Source organism: Pseudomonas sp. LBUM1674 (assembly GCF_059695635.1).
The window spans coordinates 3,743,427-3,762,433 of the sequence record NZ_CP166779.1 but is presented as its reverse complement, the minus strand read 5'-3'; the positions used below and the strand labels follow the sequence as shown (position 1 = coordinate 3,762,433).

17 protein-coding genes and 2 tRNA genes are annotated in these 19,007 nt (G+C 56.8%); 13 read left to right on the top strand and 6 right to left on the bottom strand.

Going from position 1 to position 19,007, the window contains the following annotated elements:
- The first annotated feature begins 44 nt into the window (after nucleotides 1–44).
- The 9 genes from ACA067_RS17250 (at nucleotide 45) to ACA067_RS17210 (ending at nucleotide 8,407) form a co-directional block, all read left to right on the top strand.
- Nucleotides 45–1,214: a phage tail sheath subtilisin-like domain-containing protein gene (locus tag ACA067_RS17250; RefSeq protein WP_497457684.1), complete on the top strand. Its 1,170-nt coding sequence runs from the start codon at nucleotides 45–47 to the stop codon at nucleotides 1,212–1,214.
- Nucleotides 1,215–1,226: 12 nt separating this feature from the next.
- Complete coding sequence (locus ACA067_RS17245; protein WP_497457683.1) at nucleotides 1,227–1,730, top strand: phage major tail tube protein; 504 nt, start codon at nucleotides 1,227–1,229, stop codon at nucleotides 1,728–1,730.
- Nucleotides 1,731–1,742: 12 nt separating this feature from the next.
- Complete coding sequence (locus tag ACA067_RS17240) at nucleotides 1,743–2,057, top strand: phage tail assembly protein (protein WP_497457682.1); 315 nt, start codon at nucleotides 1,743–1,745, stop codon at nucleotides 2,055–2,057.
- A gap of 149 nt (nucleotides 2,058–2,206) precedes the next feature.
- Complete coding sequence (locus tag ACA067_RS17235; protein WP_497457681.1) at nucleotides 2,207–5,065, top strand: phage tail tape measure protein; 2,859 nt, start codon at nucleotides 2,207–2,209, stop codon at nucleotides 5,063–5,065.
- 9 nt (nucleotides 5,066–5,074) lie between these two features.
- Nucleotides 5,075–5,920, top strand: a complete 846-nt coding sequence (locus ACA067_RS17230) for a phage tail protein (protein WP_497457680.1) — start codon at nucleotides 5,075–5,077, stop codon at nucleotides 5,918–5,920.
- Nucleotides 5,895–6,101 (top strand): tail protein X, encoded by a 207-nt coding sequence (locus ACA067_RS17225; RefSeq protein WP_497457679.1) that lies wholly within the window; start codon nucleotides 5,895–5,897, stop codon nucleotides 6,099–6,101. The genes ACA067_RS17230 and ACA067_RS17225 overlap by 26 nt, the downstream gene beginning before the upstream one ends.
- Nucleotides 6,102–6,203: 102 nt before the next feature.
- Nucleotides 6,204–7,247 (top strand): phage late control D family protein, encoded by a 1,044-nt coding sequence (locus ACA067_RS17220; protein ID WP_497457678.1) that lies wholly within the window; start codon nucleotides 6,204–6,206, stop codon nucleotides 7,245–7,247.
- 78 nt (nucleotides 7,248–7,325) lie between these two features.
- The gene (locus ACA067_RS17215) at nucleotides 7,326–7,889 is read left to right on the top strand and encodes a glycoside hydrolase family 19 protein (RefSeq protein ID WP_497457677.1); all 564 of its coding nucleotides are present in this window, start codon (nucleotides 7,326–7,328) and stop codon (nucleotides 7,887–7,889) included.
- Entirely contained in the window at nucleotides 7,871–8,407 is a 537-nt protein-coding gene (locus tag ACA067_RS17210; RefSeq protein ID WP_497457676.1) for a lysis system spanin subunit, read from the top strand. Before ACA067_RS17215 ends, ACA067_RS17210 begins: the two co-directional genes overlap by 19 nt.
- A gap of 543 nt (nucleotides 8,408–8,950) precedes the next feature.
- Here the strand turns inward: ACA067_RS17210 and ACA067_RS17205 are convergent.
- A complete protein-coding gene (locus ACA067_RS17205; RefSeq protein ID WP_497457675.1) occupies nucleotides 8,951–9,397 on the bottom strand; it encodes a carbohydrate-binding protein in 447 nt (148 codons plus the stop codon).
- Between the two features lie 778 nt (nucleotides 9,398–10,175).
- On the opposite strand from ACA067_RS17205, the gene ACA067_RS17200 reads away from it, so the two are divergent.
- The 4 genes from ACA067_RS17200 (at nucleotide 10,176) to ACA067_RS17185 (ending at nucleotide 15,642) form a co-directional block, all read left to right on the top strand.
- A complete protein-coding gene (locus ACA067_RS17200; RefSeq protein WP_497457674.1) occupies nucleotides 10,176–14,303 on the top strand; it encodes a helix-turn-helix domain-containing protein in 4,128 nt (1,375 codons plus the stop codon).
- 216 nt (nucleotides 14,304–14,519) lie between these two features.
- A complete protein-coding gene (locus ACA067_RS17195) occupies nucleotides 14,520–15,077 on the top strand; it encodes a hypothetical protein (protein ID WP_497457673.1) in 558 nt (185 codons plus the stop codon).
- A gap of 153 nt (nucleotides 15,078–15,230) precedes the next feature.
- Nucleotides 15,231–15,361, top strand: a tRNA-Ser gene (locus tag ACA067_RS17190).
- 194 nt (nucleotides 15,362–15,555) lie between these two features.
- Nucleotides 15,556–15,642 (top strand) — tRNA-Leu (locus ACA067_RS17185).
- 82 nt (nucleotides 15,643–15,724) lie between these two features.
- Here the strand turns inward: ACA067_RS17185 and ACA067_RS17180 are convergent.
- From ACA067_RS17180 to ACA067_RS17160, 5 genes are read right to left on the bottom strand one after another with little or no spacing between them, the layout of a single operon-like run.
- On the bottom strand, nucleotides 15,725–16,756 hold the full coding sequence (locus ACA067_RS17180) for a tyrosine-type recombinase/integrase (RefSeq protein ID WP_497457672.1): 1,032 nt from the start codon (nucleotides 16,754–16,756) through the stop codon (nucleotides 15,725–15,727).
- A 1-nt stretch (nucleotide 16,757) separates the two neighbouring features.
- The gene (locus ACA067_RS17175) at nucleotides 16,758–16,964 is read right to left on the bottom strand and encodes a DUF4224 domain-containing protein (protein ID WP_497457671.1); all 207 of its coding nucleotides are present in this window, start codon (nucleotides 16,962–16,964) and stop codon (nucleotides 16,758–16,760) included.
- Between the two features lie 36 nt (nucleotides 16,965–17,000).
- Complete coding sequence (locus ACA067_RS17170) at nucleotides 17,001–17,483, bottom strand: hypothetical protein (RefSeq protein ID WP_497457670.1); 483 nt, start codon at nucleotides 17,481–17,483, stop codon at nucleotides 17,001–17,003.
- 50 nt (nucleotides 17,484–17,533) lie between these two features.
- Nucleotides 17,534–18,325 carry a DNA-methyltransferase gene (locus ACA067_RS17165; RefSeq protein WP_497457669.1) on the bottom strand — a complete coding sequence of 264 codons (792 nt, stop codon included), beginning with the start codon at nucleotides 18,323–18,325 and terminating at the stop codon, nucleotides 17,534–17,536.
- A 58-nt stretch (nucleotides 18,326–18,383) separates the two neighbouring features.
- Nucleotides 18,384–18,965 carry a hypothetical protein gene (locus tag ACA067_RS17160; protein WP_497457668.1) on the bottom strand — a complete coding sequence of 194 codons (582 nt, stop codon included), beginning with the start codon at nucleotides 18,963–18,965 and terminating at the stop codon, nucleotides 18,384–18,386.
- Nucleotides 18,966–19,007: the final 42 nt, after the last annotated feature.

Genomic DNA, 19,007 nt, shown 5'->3' with positions numbered 1-19,007 from the left:
CGACCTCGCTATGCGGGGTTTTTTTCGTTTCTGGAGATCGCCATATGAGTGCTGCTGGATTTTTTCACGGTGTCACCGTCACCAATGTCGACACGGGTACGCGCACCATTGCGCTGCCGTCGTCCTCGATCATTGGCTTGTGTGACACTTTCACCCCTGGCCCGGACGTGACAGCCAAACCCAATCAACTGATGCTGCTCACCAGTGAACGCGAGGCGGTCGCCGCTTTCGGTGAAGGCGCGGCCATTACGCAATCGGCCAAGGCTGTGTTTACGCGTGCCAAGGCCGTCATCGTCGCGGTCGGTGTCGAATTGAAAGCAGACCCTGCTTTGCTGACTTCGGCCATCATCGGTGGCGTGCTCGTTACCGGCGTGCGAACCGGTTTGCAAGCCTTGCTCGACGGTAAAAGCAAGTTCAACTCACAGCCGCGGCTGGTGATTGCACCCGGTCATTCCAGTACGCAAGCGGTCGCCACCGCCATGGATGCTCTGGCCGGAAAACTGCGCGCTGTTGCCATCGTTGACGGTCCCAACACTACCGATGAAGCGGCCATCGACTTCGTTGAAAACTTTGGCAGCAAGCGGGTCTTCCTGGTCGATCCAGGTGTGCAGATGTGGGACACCGTCACAAGCGCAACCATCGATGCACCGGCTTCGGCCTGGACCGCTGGCTTGTTTGCCTGGACCGATGCCGAGTACGGCTTTTGGGCTTCGCCGTCGAACAAAGAGTTTGTCGGCATCACCGGCACCAAGCGGCCCATCGAGTTTCTGGATGGCGATGAAACCTGCCGGGCCAACCTGCTCAACAACGCGAAGATCACCACCATCATCCGTGATGACGGCTATCGCCTGTGGGGTAACCGCACCTGTTCCAGTGATCCAAAATGGGCATTTGTCACCCGGGTTCGCACTCTCGACATGGTCATGGACGCGATTCTCTACGGGCACAAATGGGCGGTCGACCGATCGATCACCAAGACCTACGTCTCGGACGTTACCAACGGCCTGCAGGCGTTCATGCGCGATCTGAAAAACCTCGGCGCGATCATCAATTTTGAAGTCTTCGCGGACACCGAACTGAACACCGCCAGCCAGCTGGAGCAGGGCAAGGTGTACTGGAACATCCGTTTTACCGATGTGCCCCCTGCAGAAAACCCCAACTTCCGCGTCGAGATCACCAACCAGTGGTTGACCGAAGTCCTCGAAGCTGCCTAAGGAGGCCGTTGCATGATTCCTCAAACGCTATTCAACACCAACCTGTTCGTCGACGGGATCAACTTCACCGGTGATGTGCCCAGCCTGTCACTGCCCAAACTGACCACCAAAACCGATGAGTACCGTGGCGGTGGCATGGCCGGTCCCATCGAGATGGCCATGGGCTTGGAAAAGCTCGAAGCCTCTTTCGTCACCAAGGGCGTGCGTCGTGAATCGCTGAAGCACTTCGGCCTGGCCGATGGCTCAGCCTTCAACGCGGTATTCCGGGGTGCCTTCAAGGGCCACAAAGGCAAGATGACGGCCGTGGTCGCCACCCTGCGCGGAATGCTCAAGGAAGTCGACATGGGCGACTGGAAGGCCGGCGATGCCGCCGAGATCAAACATGCCGTGGCCGCGACTTACTACAAACTGGAAGTCGATGGCCGCCTGATCTACGAGATCGACATGATTGCCGCGATCCAGGTGATCGATGGCGTGGACCAACTTGCCGAAATGCGCACCGCGCTGGGCCTCTAAGGAGCAAGCACTATGACTACTCAATCCGCTGATTTGAAACTGTTGCCAGCCTGGCTGAAGGTCACTGCCGACAATGCAGTGGTGACGCTGTCCCGACCCAGCGATGTGAACGGTGTAAAGGTCGATACCCTGACCCTGCGTTCCCCGACGGTGCGCGAAGTGCGCGCCGCTGATCGCGCCTCCGGTGGAGACGAAGAGCAGCGCGAACTGATGCTGTTCGCCGGGCTGGCGGATGCTGGTGTCAGTGATCTGGAGGGCCTGAAACTGGTTGATTACCACCGTCTGCAGGCCGGCTATTTTCGCCTGGTGCAGGACGTCGGGGTTTGATCCTGTCCTGATGAAACTGGCGGCAAAACGTCTGGCGGCGGATACCGGATTTTCCGCCGCCGAGATCCAGGCTATGCCGTTTTCCGAGATGCTCTGGTGGCTCACGGACTGAGCCACTGGCGGTAAAACTGCACGTTGGGGAGCTTCTTATGGCGAACAATCTCGCGCTGGGGCTGGTCATTGGTGGCGCCGTCAGCCCCACGGTCGGCGCCGCTTTCAAGGATGTTGAAGGGCGCATCAAGCACCTGGAGGCGAAAGGGACGAAAGCCCGCGTCCTGCAACGCACCATCGGCGACACCATCCGTCTGCGTGATGAGTGGAAAAAGGCCAATGACAGTGGCGCCGCAGGGGCCGACACGCTACTGCGCAAGCTGGAATCGAACCTCAGTAGCCTCAAAAAGCAGGGGATTGAGGTCCGCAACCTGGCCAAGGCTTATCAAACGATGGGGCAGGTGACGCGAAAGTCCGAGCTGAAAGCGGTAGGCCTTGCCCAAATCAATGACGGCAGGGAGGGCCTGAATGGGACCGTCGGGCGTGCAGCAGCGGCTGCTGCGATCATTGCCATTCCCACCAAGGTCTCGGCGAACTATCAGACACAGATCCGCCAGATGTCCCTTTGGGCGCACACCGCCGGCACCGACGCTGAACAGCAGATGGCCGACAAAATCAGCGAGGTCGCGGCGAAGAAGGGCATGGGCCAGCAGGCTCTGGCTCGGGCGGTCGGGGGCCTGATCGAGAAGGGCATCGATTGGGAGGAGTCGGTTGACTACGCGCCGTTGATTGCCGACCTGGTGGATGGTCAGGGTATGGAAGCCGAAACCGTCGCCACCTTGTTTAGTGCGTTCAAGGAAGCCGGGGTCAAAAAGGAAGATATGGGCGCGATGCTCGGTCAGGTCGCGGCGGCGGGGGACATCGGCGCCTTCGGTCCCAAGGACATGGCCAAGTACATGCCGGCGTTGCTCGGCACCATCAAGCGTCTGGGCATGGAAGGCCCGGAAGCGGTTCGCTTCTTGGGTGCCAGTCTGCAGTCGCAGTTCTCGCAAACGCAGGACGCCGCTGCAGCAGCCACCAACATGAACAACCTGCTGAACGCGGTGATCAGCAGCACCAGTCAGGAGCGTTTCGCCAAGGAAGGCTATGACCTGGCTGGTTCGATCCTAGCCGCGACGAAAAGCGGCAAGGCGGCCAACCCGGTAGAAGCCTTCATCATGCTCAGCGAAAAGTTGATCGCCAAGCAGGATCCGAAGAAAGCCAAACGGGTCGAAGCACTCAAGGCCAAGATTCAGGCATCCAGGGATGGCAGCGTCGAGGAAGAACAGGCCATGGTCGCGTTGATCGAGGCGGCCGGCCTGGCCACCATCGTCAGTGATCAGAGCGCCAGTGATGGCCTGCTGGCCCAGATCAAGTACGGCAGCAAGATCAAGGATGATATGTCGGCCATCAAGGACACTGATGGCAAGGCAAAGATTGAGGCTGACGCGGCCAAGGCCAGGGAAACCTCCAATGCAAAATGGAGCGCCGCCACCTCGAGCATGGAAGCCTCCATGACCAGTGTCGGCAATGCACTACGGCCGCTGACGGACATGGCGGCCGATGGTTTGACCAAGGTGGGTAACAGCATTGCCGGGCTGGCGGGTGAGTTCCCGAAAATCATTAGCGGTACCACCCTTGCGGTCGGTGCCATTGGTGCAGCGGTCACCGCCTTCAGTGCTTTCAAAATGGGTAAGGGGTTGTTCAACCTCGCTCGCGGAACGCTGGGGAAAAGTGAGCGCAATGAGGTGCAGAAGGTCTTTGTCACCAATGCCGAAGACGTCAGCACTGACGGCGGTCGAGCGACACCGAAGGGCAAGGCTGGAGTTGCTTTGTCGTTGGTCGAAACTGGACTGAAAGCCGCAGCAGCGCTCAAGGGAAAATCGCAGGCCGATGACGGTCCGAATGGGGGCAAGGACGCGGGCGGCTTTGACGTGGTCTCGACCGGGTTAAAAGTGGTCTCGCTGATTCAGGATACTGCTGGTGACAATGACTCCGTGGGATCCGAGGGTGAGTCCGGTGATGGTGTGCAGAAGGTGTTTGTCGTCAATTCTCCTGTGATAGGGGGAGGGGCTGGCAATCGCGGGCCGCGTCGAGGTCGTGGGTCAAGCCGTACCCGGTCGCAACGACGTCGACCTGCTGGCGGGCCTCGTCCAGCCCGTCCTCCTGCTCCAGATCGGCCATCTCGACCACCCGTACCGCCTAGACCTCCCGTACAGGTGCCTGCTTCGCCTGGCATGCTGTCAAAACTGGGTGGTGTCGTCGGCAAAGTGGGCACGGTTGGCAAGATGATTCCTGGCGGGGCTTTTATCGAGGCCGGATCGATGGCCCTGGACACCTTTCAGAACGCCGACACTCAGGATAAACAGGCCGAGGGCTACGGTGCGGCTGCCGGTTCGTTAGCGGGCACCATGGCCGGCGCTGCTGCCGGTGCGGCGATTGGTTCGGTGGTGCCGATCATTGGCACCGCCATCGGCGGCTTGGTCGGTGCGTACCTGGGCAGCATGGGCGGCACCGCACTCGGTGGTGCGGCGGGCAAGTCGTGGTTCGGCAGTGACGAACCGGAGCGACCCGCGACTGCGGCGACATTGGTCACGCCGCTGGTTGTTGCACCTCGGCCGGGTCCAGCCGTACCCACTCTCGCCAGCATGGGGCAATCGTTTTTGGGAGCACCGAAAGACTTCGCGGGAGCATCGTCTGAACCGGGAACGAAGTTGGGTGACGTGGTGCGCACGATGGCGGTGCCGGCGGCGAAGACCGCAGCGGTCGTTCTACAGCCGGCGGTACCGGAAAAGACCAAGCCGACCAAAGTGGATCAGAAGTTTGAATATTCTTTGAGTATGCCGGTCGCCGTACACGGAGACGTCAAAGATCCACACCGCCTGGCTCAGGAGCTCATGCCTCACATGCAGCGAATGATGACGGATGCCGCCAAACAAAACGCGGCCAGTAACCTCTTTGATCAACCCCATTTGTGAGGATCTCCCATGGCCTATATGGAACAGATGCAATCGGGCCTCAAAAACCTGGTCGAAGCTGGGGAGGCAGGCCGCCGTAATGTAGATGGCATGCTGGGTCCGGTGAACGGCGCCATTAGCGAGATCACCGGCGCAACGGACGAGCTGGAAAACATCCCGTTCATTGGGCCGGAGGTGGGTGCCAAGCTGCAGCGGGTGATGCGCAGTGTTAACGCCGCGCAATCCAAAGCTGGAACGGTCCTGGCCACTTACGGCCGTGCCACTCGCGCTGCGACGCAAGTGCAAGAGCGGCTGGGTACGTTGAAAGAGCAGGCAGCGAAAGCGGCCACGATGGTCAATAAACTCGCTGGCCAGGTCAGCCCGGCACTGTCCAACATCTTGCCTACGGGAGGCTTCGGCATTGACGCGACGCCGGTACCGGAGGCGGTTAAACCGTTTCCGCACCTGCTGATCATCCAGCCGCTCAAGCCCAATACCCAGCCGTACTACTTCAATCTGGACACGGCAGCCTTTGATGAACTGCGGCGGCAGACTGAGTTTCGTTGGGCCTCACAAGAACGGCTCACCCGGCGCCCGGCGCAACAGGCTGTTGGCATGGGCGTAGAAAAACTGACCCTCAAGGGTGCGATCTTTCCGGGTTTCAAGGGTGGCCTCAAGCAGTTGGATATCCTGCGCAGTATCGGCGCCCAGCTTATGCCGCTGGGGCTGACCACCGGCTATGGCGACGTACTGGGCAACTGGTGCCTCAAGAATCTGGAGGAAGAGCAGAGTGCGTTCCTGCAGGGCGGCATCCCACGCAAACAGTCTTTCACGTTGGAGTTTGTGCGCTATGGCGACGATATGCAGAACGTCTGATGGCGACCTGCTCGACACACTCTGCTACCACTTCTATGGCCATCTCAACGGTTCAGTAGAGGCGGTGCTGGAAGCCAATCAGGGGTTGGCGGACGAGCCGCAACCGTATCGGGCGGGGCTTTTGATCCACTTGCCGGAGTTGGTGGTAGCGGATCTGGAACAAGTTCAGCTGTGGAGTTGATCCGGGTGCTCGCAGTGCCCAATCAGCCTACAGATTAAATCTGCTTCACCCATTTGAGCCCTGCCGTTGTGCGGGGCTTTTCTGTTCTTGGAGGTTTGTTTTGTGAAACCCACTTTTCAAATTGTGGCCGATGGGGCGGATATCACCGCCTTGATCAACGACCGCCTTCTGATGCTGCGTACCCTCGATAAGCCTGGTATGGACTCGGATGAGTTCGAGCTACGCATTGATGACCGAGACGGCGCGGTTGCCCTGCCGGCACGTGGGGCGAGCATTGAGGTGTACCTGGGGTACACCGATTCTTCCTTGGTTCGCGTGGGTCGCTATGCCGTCAATCGTGTTGAAGCCTCCGGGCCACCGTCAACGATCGTCATTCGCGGTCGAGCCAGCGATATGCGCGGAAGCGGCAAAACCACCCGCAGTGGCAGTTGGGAAGATGTGCCGCTTTCGAGGATCGTCGGCGACATCGCGGCCCGTAACGGCTGGAGTCCGGAGTGTCCGGTCGGCACTGTGGTACCGCGGGCGGATCAGCTCAACGAGTCGGACTTCAACTTCATCACCCGCTTGGCCAAGTCGCACGACTGTACGGCCAAGGTGGCTGACAACAAGCTGTTGGTGCTGCCCCGACAAAACGGTACGACCGCCAGTGGCAAAAAACTACCGATGCTCACCATCAGAAAAAGCGACGTCAGTCGGTGGCAGTTCTCGTTTGATGATGGCAGTACGCAGAAGGCGGTCCGGACCAAGTACCAGGACCAGAAAACCGGCGAACTGGTGAACCTCAGTCTCGACAACGATGAAGCCCCGGCCGGTCTGCCTCCGGTGCACACCGACCGGCACATCTACACCAACAAGAGCGCGGCCGAGCAGGCGGCCAAGGCCCGGCTCGTGGCTTTCAATCGCTCGACGGCGGATGTCCGGCTGGAGATGGCAGGGCGTACCGATTTGTTCGCCGAGCGCCAGATCATGGCCATGGATTTTAAGGTCGGCCTTGATGGGGATTACCTGGTGGACTCGGTCGAGCAGGTCTTTACCCAGTCAGGTTGGAGCACCACGGTCGAGTGCAATGCCGGCAAGAAGGGCAAGGCCAAGGCTGCCGGTAAGAAAGCGAAAAAATCGAAGGAGGTCAAAGTGCTCGACCTTTAACGGAGCACGCTCTGCAGCACTGAATCGACACCAACGCGAACCCGCCCTTGAGCGGGTTTTTTCGTCTCTGGAGGCAGCATGTCCATCACTGAACGACAACTCTTGCGCATCATGCCGAATGCTCATAACGCAGTTTTAACGTATGTCCGGGCGCTCAACGATGCGATGGCGAGGCGCAAGATTGATACCCCCAACCGTCAGGCCGCTTTCCTGGCGCAGGTCGGCCATGAGTCTGGCCAACTGCAGTATGTCCGTGAGCTGGGTGGCAATCAGTATCTGAGCAAGTACGACACCGGCTCCCTGGCCGTGAAGTTGGGTAACACGCCGGAAGCGGATGGGGATGGCCAGCGTTATCGCGGGCGGGGACTTATTCAGATCACCGGCCGCAACAATTACCTGCGCTGCAGCTTGGCGCTATTTGGTGATGAACGATTGCTGCACACGCCTGATCTGCTGGAACTGCCGCAATGGGCCGCAGAGTCAGCCGCGTGGTTCTGGTCGGTGCGTGAATTGAATGCCCTGGCGGATCGAGACGAGTTCGAAGCGATCACCCGCAAGATCAACGGCGGATTGAACGGTCTGGAAGATCGGTTGCAGCTGTGGGCTCGGGCGAGGACGGTGCTATGCGTCTCGTCGACCTGATCCCAATGCCTTATCGCCTGTTTGCCGTCGGCGTCGGGCTGGCAGTTTTAATCAGTGGCTCTGCCGTGTTTGCCTGGCAGATACAGGACTGGCGCTTCGGCCAGCAACTAGAGCAACAAGCCCGCTTGCAGACCGACACGCTCAACGAAATCACGCAGACGGCTGCAGCACAGCAACGAGCTCAGCACGACAAACACCTGGCATTAGAGCAGCGCCTTTCAGCCAGTGAACAAACCCATTACCGAGCCCTAAGCGATGCCCAACGTGATCAAGGTCGCCTGCGCGACCGCCTTGCCACTGCTGATCTGCGCCTGTCAGTCCTACTCGCTGTCACCGATTCAGCCAGTGGCTGTGCAGTGCCAACTACCACCCCTGCCAGCGGCGTGGTTCATGGCCCCACAAAAGCCCAACTTGACCCAGCGCATGCTCAACGAATTATCAGCATCACCGATGCCGGCGATCAAGGATTGATTGCGCTTGCTGCGTGCCAGGCATACGTCAGAGAAGTGGGTTACTGAACAGATTGGAGGAAATCGACGGCAGCCTTTATGCGCAGTCGTGGTAGTGCAGGGAGGTTCGTCTGTGTTCCGTCGGCAGGCGCCCAAAGATGAGGTCAGACCAGATTCCATGTCAATCTGATTGCGGCACATATGGCTAGGAATGTGATTACCCACAAAATTACGGGACCTGATGCACCTTTGAATTTGAAGCCAAAACCTTCGAATTCGATTGGGCCCGAGGTGTGCTCAAGGAACATTACAAGACAAAGAGAGGCTAGGGCGGCACAAGGTAGTCCAACTACTGTGGGGAAGTGGTGCACAACGATCTGAAATAGTTCTGTAGTAGATAACATCGACAACGTCGTGCCGATGATAAACACAACGCCAATAAAAGTGCAGCCCAACAACACGAGCCAACGTGCTACTGCTGAAGTATTTGATTGAGGGAGCATAGCAAAGCACCTCGTTTGGAAAAATATAACTCGGCCTTTAGATGCCTAAATCGAATCCCTGCCGCGACCCATTTAGAAGCAAAGAAGTGGCAGGATATTCGGATCAGTTCTATGGGCCGACTACTTTAATAGAGTGCAAATGGGGGAAATCTGAACCTCTTGAGATGAGAATGCGATTGACTCCAGCATTGAGTCTGATGGTACCTTCGTTTGTCACAAGACGATTACCCTCATACCACCCTCCAGTCGGCGCAGACGCAGCGTTACTGGAGATCACTTGGCCATTCACATTGACTGTAATGGGGCGCGGATCTAGAGCTGCGTAACTAAGCGAGAGTCGATAGGGGCCCGACTCTTGAACGGTGATTTCATATTCAGCGGAAGTTGGCAGGTTTCCAGGCCTTCTCGTAACGATGCAATCGCCAAATCCATCAGGCGCCCCGCTTGCGACGTTTTGCGAGGCTACATAATCCTGTGCTCTGACCTCAACTATTTCCTGCGCATGAGCAGCATTTATACTCAACGCCAACGCCAATAAACCCAGCATTTTTTTCATGACCCTATCCTTTTGTTGATGGGCTGCACTGACAGCTTCCGCAGCAGATAAAGAATAGACTCATTTTTAAACCACTCACGCCTCAACTTGGTCTAAGGCAACCTTTGTTTATCGCAATACAAATTATCAACTGCTGAAACTAAATGACGCAGTATTCATCACGGGCGGGTGGCTCGCAGCGGCGCGGTCCTTGGCCCAGTGCGGGCGCGACCGCTGCGCACTGTTTCCTAGTGGAGATGGCGAGCTACGTTGTCGATACGGCGTTGTACCACTCGAACCGATGGTCGCCGGTATTTTTTACGAACGCATTGGGCATTCATGGATGCCATCGTATTGAGGAAGTCGTCCGCACGTGGTGATGTCCTCCTGCTGAAACATCAGATTAGCTCAGCGGCACTTTTGCGAAGAAAGGACACCCATTAGCTGGTCTCGAGTCAAGGCTAATGGGTGTCCCCTTTTCATCGTGGCACACCAGCACCGCGCAGGAACAGCAAGATGTCGTTCTTGCCCTTGCAGAACAGCGGAATCGTGTCGACCAGCAGATTGAACACATTGGGGTAGCGATAGCGCTCCATGATCCCGCCTCGGTACATGTTGATGAGATACCAGAATACCGAAACTAGCAGCGGAAGTAATTCGAGTCATTCGAGTAATTCGGGGACAGGCCACGATTTTTGGCTTGAATGATTAAACAGACGCTAAATTAATCGTTGTCTGCCACCGATTTTCCCAAGTTGGTCCCGGCTGCATCCTGGTAAATCTACGAGCTGAGAACTGTGTGAAGGTTTTTGGTGGCATGCTGTGCGAAGCTATTTGTGGAACACTATTTTATGTGTACGTGAACTGGTACAAAAAAATGAAAACAGCTCCTAAGCCGGTACCCTACGCATCGTTCGGCGAACTGTTGGTTCGACTTCGCGTAGCGGCGGGATTCCCAAAGCAGCAAGAACTGGCAACAGCCTTAGGCAAAACCCAGCAGTCGGTGAGTCGCTGGGAGAAGGGGGTCGCTCGCCCACGCTCGAATGATATCCCCTTGCTGGAGAGGTTGGTTGGAGCCAAGGAAAACGAGCTCTTAGTAGCCGCCGGATACAAAATGGCACTAGCAGATCTTCGCATCGAAACGGCGACCACATACGACCGCTCGCTCCCGCTCTCCGCCCTGCCGCCGGATACATTCGAAAGTTTCTGCTCGGCCCTCTTGGATCGCATGTACCGGCCAAGCGCAGGCAGCGTGCATCGTTATGGGGGCACAGGCCATAAGCAGCATGGCATCGACATCGTCGCCACCGGTTCATTCGGTACTTACTCGTTTCAGTGCAAGCGAGTTAATGAGTTTGGTGCCCAGAAGGTCCATACCGCGGTGGCTGAGCAGACCTACGTCGCAGACTTAAAGGTGCTCTTGTTGTCTAGCGTCGCGAGTCCAAGGGCTCGCGATGCAATGGCTGTACATGCTGGCTGGGAGTTGTGGGACCGAGAGGATATCACCCGAAAGTTTCATGATCTCTCGATGTACGACCGCCTGGATCTGGTGGATCGCTACTTCAATGGTCAGCGCCTAGATTTACTTGGAATTGATGAGCCGGGACCCATTCAGACTGTAGATGCCTTTTTCAAACCGTTCCTAGTTCCTGACCGCTTCTTCAACCATTCCTGGGCTCTTGTTGGTCGCGACACAGAGGTTTCACAGGTTATGGACTACGTCCGAGACGAGTCGGTACTCCTAACCTGCCTCGTCGGGGCACCTGGGTTTGGAAAGAGTCGTGTTCTTCGCGAAGTCACCCATCAACTGGCGGAAAACACTTCCCTGCAAGTTCGATTTGTGTCGCCGACCGAAGACGTCAGGGCTCACCACCTGGACAAACTACGCGACAGCCTCGGTGGCGTGACACTGCTTGTTGTCGATGATGCTCACGAGCGAGAAGACCTCGGCATCCTCCTTAGACACGCGGCAGTGCCGGACAATAGAACGCGGTTGCTTCTATCGCTTCGTCCCTACGGAAAGGAAGCGCTGCGTCTTCAAGCGGCTGACGTAAGCCTGTTGGGGTCTTTGGTCCAATTTGTCGATATGCATCAGCAAACGCGAGATGAAGCGCAAGCACTGGCCGAATCGGTTCTCGCCAAGTGCAATGGCCCACTGGCAGCCGCTGCTGAAATCGCCCGCGCAACGTACACGACGCCCTTGGTGACAGTCTTGGCGGCGCAGTTGGTCGCACGCGATGATGTGCCGTTGACGCTGCTGTGCAATTCGGGGGAGTTTCAAACCTATGTGCTGTCGCGCCTTCAAGACGTCATTGCTGTTACCCTGGTTTCGGGGCAGGATGTTGCGAAGCTGAGGGCCGTCCTACGGGTAGTCGCGCTGCTTCAGCCCATCATTCCGGACGATCCGGGTCTGCTTAATATCTTGTTTAAGGTCGAAAGGATCGAGGCGCCAGACGCCAGTCGGTTGATGCGCTTGTTAGGGGAGGCAGGAGTTCTATTCAAACGCGGGGTTCGCTCGAGGCTCGCTCCAGACTTGCTGGCGGATCAGATCATTCGTTCGAACTACCTCAATTCGGATGGCGGAGCTAACGAGCTCGTTACACAAATCTTCGACCTCGCGGGTGCGGACCAACTGAAGCACTTATTCGTCAATCTGGGACGATTGGACTGGCGCTTACGCGAAGGAAAAACAGACGACAGTGCGCTTCTGACCAGTCTCAGTCCCAAGCTGTGTTGGGGCGGCAGGTACAACAATCCGCACGTAGAAGCAGTGGAGGCCGTTGCCTACTACCAGCCCAGGTTTGCGCTTGACTTCGCGAAGCAGCTCATCGCCGAAAAGCATGGAGACAGCTCGGTTGTGTGCAACATGGTGCGCAATGCAGCATATACGTACGACCACGTCCAAGAAGCATGTCACCTTCTATGGACCGCAGGCCGCAGCGATGCCCGCGCGCTAAATCAGAAGCCGGGCCACGGCATTCGCATCCTCAAGGAACTGGCTACGTTTCAGTTGAACAAGCCGGTCGAGTACGTGCGCGAGGTTATTCGGTTCGCATTCGCGCTTCTGGAAAGGCCTGCCTCGCTCAGCTCGGTTTACACGCCCTTCACCATCCTTGAGGGAGCGCTGGGCACTGAGATTGAGGCGACGAATTATTCACGCTCGACCTTCACTATCACCCGCTACCAGCTTTCCCTTAAAGCGGCAAAAATCGTTAGGGATGAGGTAACCGGAGCATTGCTCAAGTACCTGCGGGAAGGCCCGCCGCGAAGAGCGTTTCTCGCAGCACAGACGATTGCTCAAGCCTTGCGTGGTCCAATGCATGGCGACACGTCCGATCAAGAATGGAAACGAGAACACCAGAACCTCTTGCGGGAGCTTCAGGTGGTGCTGCGTGAAGTATACGTATCGCCCGTAGTATTGGTTCGTCTCGCACAGTCCATTTCCTGGCATGCGTTTCGCGGCTGGCCGGAGACATCTGACGAGGCTCGCGCCATCATGGCTTTGTTGAACCGAGACTTGAGGACCCGATTCCTCCGGGCGCTTATCGACGGCTGGGGAACGGAAACATGGAAACTCAGCGAGTCGCTTGAACGCGAGGAGCATGAGAGCGACCGTGAGCTCTTGACGACTGAGTTGATGGCTGAGTTCCCTGATGCAGGTAGCTTATTCGATGAATTGCATGACTGTTTGCAAGACATTGTGAACGTAGTCCCCGAGGGATATGGCTCTCCATTCCTGCTCGTGAATCATCTGCTTAGCTTCGTGCCAGGTCTTGCTATCGAATTGCTTTGTAGGAACAACGAGTGCCGAGTCGGTCAACTCGCCCCGTATGTAGGCAAAGCTCTGAGCGTGGCCATTGAGACCGGAAACTCGGACTTAGTAGTGGACTACGTCACTCGCTCGGAGGGTTCCGCCGAGGTATTGGCCCAACTCGCTGAGGCATACACGAGATTTGAACCATCACGCCCCTATACTCCGCAAGAAGTTACCCTGTTCAGGCGCATCTTTGAGTCTGAAGCCCCGAGTGTACTGTTGGCCGCGTCGAACCTTGCGCGTCAGGTAGCTGATAAAAGCCCGGCTCTGGCAGTCGAACTCATTTGCTTGGCAGATTTCGAAGTTAATTCTACGGCAACTCATGGCATGTTCATGTTGATCGCCGGCGGAAAACCCATTCCAAAAGATTATGTCGTCAGCAGACGAAGCGAGCTATTGGAGAAGCTTGTAGTATTGAAGGAGCTTGATGACTACTGGGTACAGTTCTTCCTCGCATCGTCAATTAAAGAGGACCCCGCCGCTGTCGTCGCGTTGGTCAAAGCGCGTCTCATCGAGGCGACGCGTCGAAACGACTGGTCTTATGAGCCCCTGAGCAAAGAACATAACGAAAACAGCCTTAGACTCATGAGTATGGAGGCTGGGCCCCGTTTGATAAGAGAGCTTCTTGACTGGGCGCTCAACGAACCGGCAGATACTCAGGGGGTGCAGCGTTTTGGCGAGGCAATTTCTGGCCTCTGCGGCGACTACGACGAACTACTGCTTGACCTACTCCTTGCATGGATGTCGTCGGGTTCGCAAGCTCATGCCCGGCTCGTAGCCAGAGTACTGTTCGATAGTCAGCCGACCCTCATTTATGATCATCCAAAGTTCATCCGGGACATCCTCAACGCGGCAGAACTCATTGGCGAAGACGCGCTAGCTGATATTCGTTCATCAATCGAGGCCTCAGTACACTCTGGTATGCGAGGAGGAGCACCCGGTGAGCCGTTCCCGGAGGACGTTCGGCAAGAGCAACACTGCGTAAAGATGCTCGCATCACTCAGCCGCGCCGAGCCCTCATTTGAGCTGTACGATGACCTACTCAAGGGCGCGCGCGTTGCGATAGCACGTCAACGAAAATCAAAGGAAGCTCTAGAGGATGAAGATGACTAGCCTGGGCGAATAAGGGCGGGAAAGGTTCAGGGTAAAATTAGGGCAAATTCATGGTCGCCGTAGGCCGCAATGCGCCTTAGCCATGATACGAAAATTCCGCTTTTAATGGCTTTGAGCGGTCCACTGGCGCGCGTGAAGGGGTTCGAATCCCTATCGAATTTCACCAAAGATTTCTATTCTGACAATTTTTAGAAGTTAACTCTTTCGGAGCAGGCGATGAAAATTCCATGTATCAATCGCGAGGCGGTCGTCCAGCAAGCTGAAGCAGCGCAGGAAATGATGGCCGCTTACACGCAAGATCTTGAGCGAATATCGGGTGATTTACAGCTTCTGCGTAAAGAAAAGATAGAGTTGGCTGCGATCATTGGGTATCTCGAGCGGGCAGAAACACGCCAAGCGGTTCTGCATGCTTGCTTGGCGTTCGGAGAGGAATACATTTCCAAGGGGATAGGTGGCTATGAGGGCACGGAAGACCTAGCTCAATTTCTGGCTTTCATGATCACTCTTGATTCTTGCATTGCTTCCTCCGAGCGAAGCTTGCGTGAGACGCAGGAGGCTATTGAACTGCTTCGCTCCGATGTGGAGCTTTTGAGTGTGATCTCAGAGGCACATTTCAGACAAATTTTCTCTTATATGGCGGTGAATGCGCCCGGCTGGAGCTTCAACAAATTCTCATTTGGAATTCGCCCCAGGTCTCAGGGCTTGACCCTGCCGGGAGACGGGCTTCCCTATTATTTCACTGAGTCGTCGAATGTTCTGAGGGCGCTGCGCTGAGGACGACGTTCAATCGGCACACCGAAAAGATTAGACAAAACCACGTCGTTGACCTACGACCATAATGGTTGCGCAGTACCTGCCAAGCCTTGGTATCTGTGGGACTCAAAAACTTTAGAAATCCGTTCCGCAACCAAACACCGTGTCCTTGTAGGCTGAGGGATGCAAGCTGTGAAAAATCAGTAGCTTGCGGAACGCTAATAATGCTAACCTATTGAAATTGCTTGTGTTGTGGATGGATTGCAAATCCACCTACGCCGGTTCGATTCCGACCTCGGCCTCCACTTTAAACAAGCTCCGTAGATCTATGATTTACGGAGCTTTTTTATTTGCATAGTCCAGCAAGATTTAGTCTTGAAATGGGCATCTGCAAACTTGCTTCACCGGGGCGGTATGTATATATTTCCACCTCTGCTGCACAAGCGTCAGAACTGCCAGATCGTTATTTGCAGTATTCAGACAGCTTCACCGCGCTACCGCCCGAATGGCGAAACTGGTAGACGCATGGGACTTAAAATCCCCCGCTCGTAAGGGCGTGCCGGTTCGATTCCGGCTTCGGGCACCATTTAAAATCAGGGGTTTGCGGGCGAAAGCTGATGCAAACCCTTGTTCGTTTCTGGGTCGCAATTTTAAAGTTGGGTCGCAATTCACTTGGTCGGCGAGACTTTCTTTCCTTTCCGATTGCGGATGTATTGCTCGGTCATTACGACGGTAGTATGCCCAAGTTGATCTCTCGCCTGCATGATGTCCCCGCTTGATTCGGCTTTGTCCGTACCAGCTTTAGCGCGTAAATCACGCATCTGAAACTCGGACTTCGCGACACCGGCCGCCTCTCTGGCCAAATCAAACCTTCCCCGCAACATTGCCACCGACATCGGTGTGCCATCCTCCGTTACGATCATCCGCGTCGAGCGGACCTTGTGTCCTGCCTTCCTCGACATAATTCGATCGATCAGATCCTTCAGTTCGCCAGTTATCTCGATCCGACGTTTTGCATTCGTCTTGCCCTGCAGCACCCAAATTTGTCCGTCGCGAACATCACGCTCGTCCAGTAATCGGGTATCGGTCACACGCTGACCAGTCAGATAAGCAAGGTCCATCGCATCCCGAAGGCCGACATCTGCTTTTTCGTACACGCGCTTGAACAATGCGTCCTCAATGTAGATGTCCCGACCTGTCTCCTTGTTGCCCTTGATCCCTGCGCATGGGTTGGCCAAGGCTGTGTATCCAACATCCCTCGCAAAGTTCCAGATTGCACTGAGTAAGGCCTTCTCGCGGTTTGCCCGAACAGGCGCCGCCTTGCGCCAGGTCAGATACTGTCGAACGTGTAGCGGTTGGATTGTCTCAAGAGGCGCCGGCGGATCGTCGAAAAATGACATCAGGTTTTTCAACTCGCGGATGTTGTCCTTCTGGGTGGCGGGCTTTTTCGACGGCACGACGTCGCGCATATACTTCTCGGCCACGTACCGAAACGTGATCACCTTGGCGACCAGGTCTGTCGCGGTGCGGTCGCGCTCCAGCTTGGCGTACTTCATGATGGCCAAGCCGTAATCGCTACCCAGTGCGATTTCTTTGCGGTCCTTGCCGCCCATCTCGTAGTAATAGAAAACCCGGCCGCTTGCTTTCTTGCGCTCTCGCAGCCGGGCTATTGAACCGGGTTTACTTGGTCGTCGTCCCATTTCAGCCAGCCTTGCGTGGTGTCCATGCGGGTTTTTCTGCTTCAAACATACCGACCGCAGTCACGGCCATCGCCGTCACGCTTGGCCAGCCATTCACCTTGATGGTGTGCCTGACGCCGTTCTTCTTCAAGTTGAGGATCTGGCCTGCCTTGGTCCGCGCGCCGGTTAGCTCGCAAACCTCATCGTGAGATAGAAACTGGATGCTCAAGAGCTGCTCCATGCCGCGCGTAGCGGCAGAAGGTGGTTATTGGGTGGCTTTGGCGATCGCGGCATGCAGCTGGGCGATACCGTCAAAGACCGGAACCGGTGAGCCGCTGGCACTCGCCTCATCAATTCGCGCGTTGAGACCGGTTAGAACCTTTTGGGCTGCTCGTAGCAGTTCTTTCTGCTGTGCACGTTCTTCTCGGCCGATATCCCAGAAGCGCTGTCCCCAGTGCCCGGCGGGCGGCGGGTTCCGGTTCTGAACGCCGAAGGCCATCGCTCCCACGGCCGAATCAAGCAAGTCGCGTTTATAGGCGTTGTCGCCATCGATGCTCAGGCCCTGGCGGCGGAGCGCGTCGAGGGCATTGTTCAGGTTCGCCTCTGGCGATGGCAGCACCAGGTCGAAATCCTTTTTCCCGGGGCGGCAGGCGATGAGGAACATTTCACAGTCGAGCGGCAGGTGCTGGGCGATATCCGAGATTGCGTCGATAGCGGCCTCGCGGAGTTGGTGTTTTTCGTCAGACATAGCGATTCCTCGCCCGCCGTTCACCGGCAGGCTGGTAGGTGGAAGAGGGGTTAGGCTGTTGCGAATAAATCGATTTGCGGTACCGGGGCGTCGCGCACGGCGATTGCGTCAGTTATGCGCGCATGGGCGATAGGCATGTACCCGATCCGTTGGCCGTGCTCATCGAGGTCGCGCTCTATCCCGATGAACTTTCGGCCGAGCTGCATGCAGGCCACGCCGGTGGTGCCACTGCCCATTGTGTTGTCGAGCACCACCTGCCCCGGTCGGGTGTAGGTGCTGATCAGGAAAGACATCCATGCGACGGGCTTTTGCGTCGGGTGGAAGCTGCCGGTCTGTTTGTCACTCGAAAAAAACTGCACTGAACGCGGGTACCGATCTGTCGAGTCATATTCGGTAAGCGCCAAGGCTTTCCCGTAGCACTCCGAATTGACTGTCTTGCGCTTGCTGGTCTTGCGTTCATGTCCGCTCGTCATTTGCGGGTTGTACACAGGCTGCTGGCGGTAAAAGACTTGGGCGCTTTCGTGCGCCCGAAGTAGCTGCTTCTTGGCGTTCAGGAACCCGGTGGCGTTGCCTTTTTCCCAGATCCACTCGTACCGGTAGAGCTTCGGGTTGCTCGCCACAAGCATGGATGCGAACGGCTGGGCGGCGCAGAGCACGATCGCTGCTTCTGGTTTCGCAATCCGCAGGTACTCCCGCCAGAGTGACTCGAGCGGAATGATGGTATCCCAGGCGCACTGGGTTGTTCCGTAGGGTAGATCGGCCAGCACCATGTCGACGCTGGCGTCTGGCAACTGCTTCATCACCTCCAAGCAGTCGCCGAGATAGAGCTGGTATTCGTTCATCGCCGTGGCCCCGAGTAGATGAGCCAGGCCATGTAGGCGAGGGCATAGACTGGGATGATCATGCGGTCACCGCCCGGCGCGCCCAGTGCACATGCGGGCCGTCCTCTGTGTCGAAGATTCCCAGGAGAAACCATTCCGGACCTGGTGACTGCGGATCCCAGCCGACGCAACCCTCACAACCCACCGTTCCGTCGAAGTGGGGGTGAACATCGAGATCGCGCTCCATTCCCCACTCGCGCAACTCCAGGCCTTGTTCGGTCAGCCAGGCATGGTATGGCGCAGGGTCCTCGGTACCGCCGAAATCCGGGATCCCCTGGTGCCACCACCAGCCGTTGTGGTCCCGTTTCACTTCAGCGGGACCGAACTTGCGAGAAGCTTTTATTTCTTGGATTAGCGACAGGACGACGGAAGGGCGAAGTGCTGCGTGGTAGCGAGCCATTTTTTCCGTGTCATATGGAGCGCCATAATCAGCCGTGGATATCGTCAAAACTGGATAGGTGTTGCCGGATTCGGAGCGGTGACCGACTTCCCAGTCCCATTTGTTTTCGGCGGGCCAGCACTCGGTCAGGTTGTCCCATCCGATGAGGCCGGAGGCTTGGAGTTCGAGAGCGTCCAAGTCCAGATGCATTGTTTCAGGCATGACGTGGTCCTTGCCGCTATAGCGGCTGACTTTGAAGGGGGA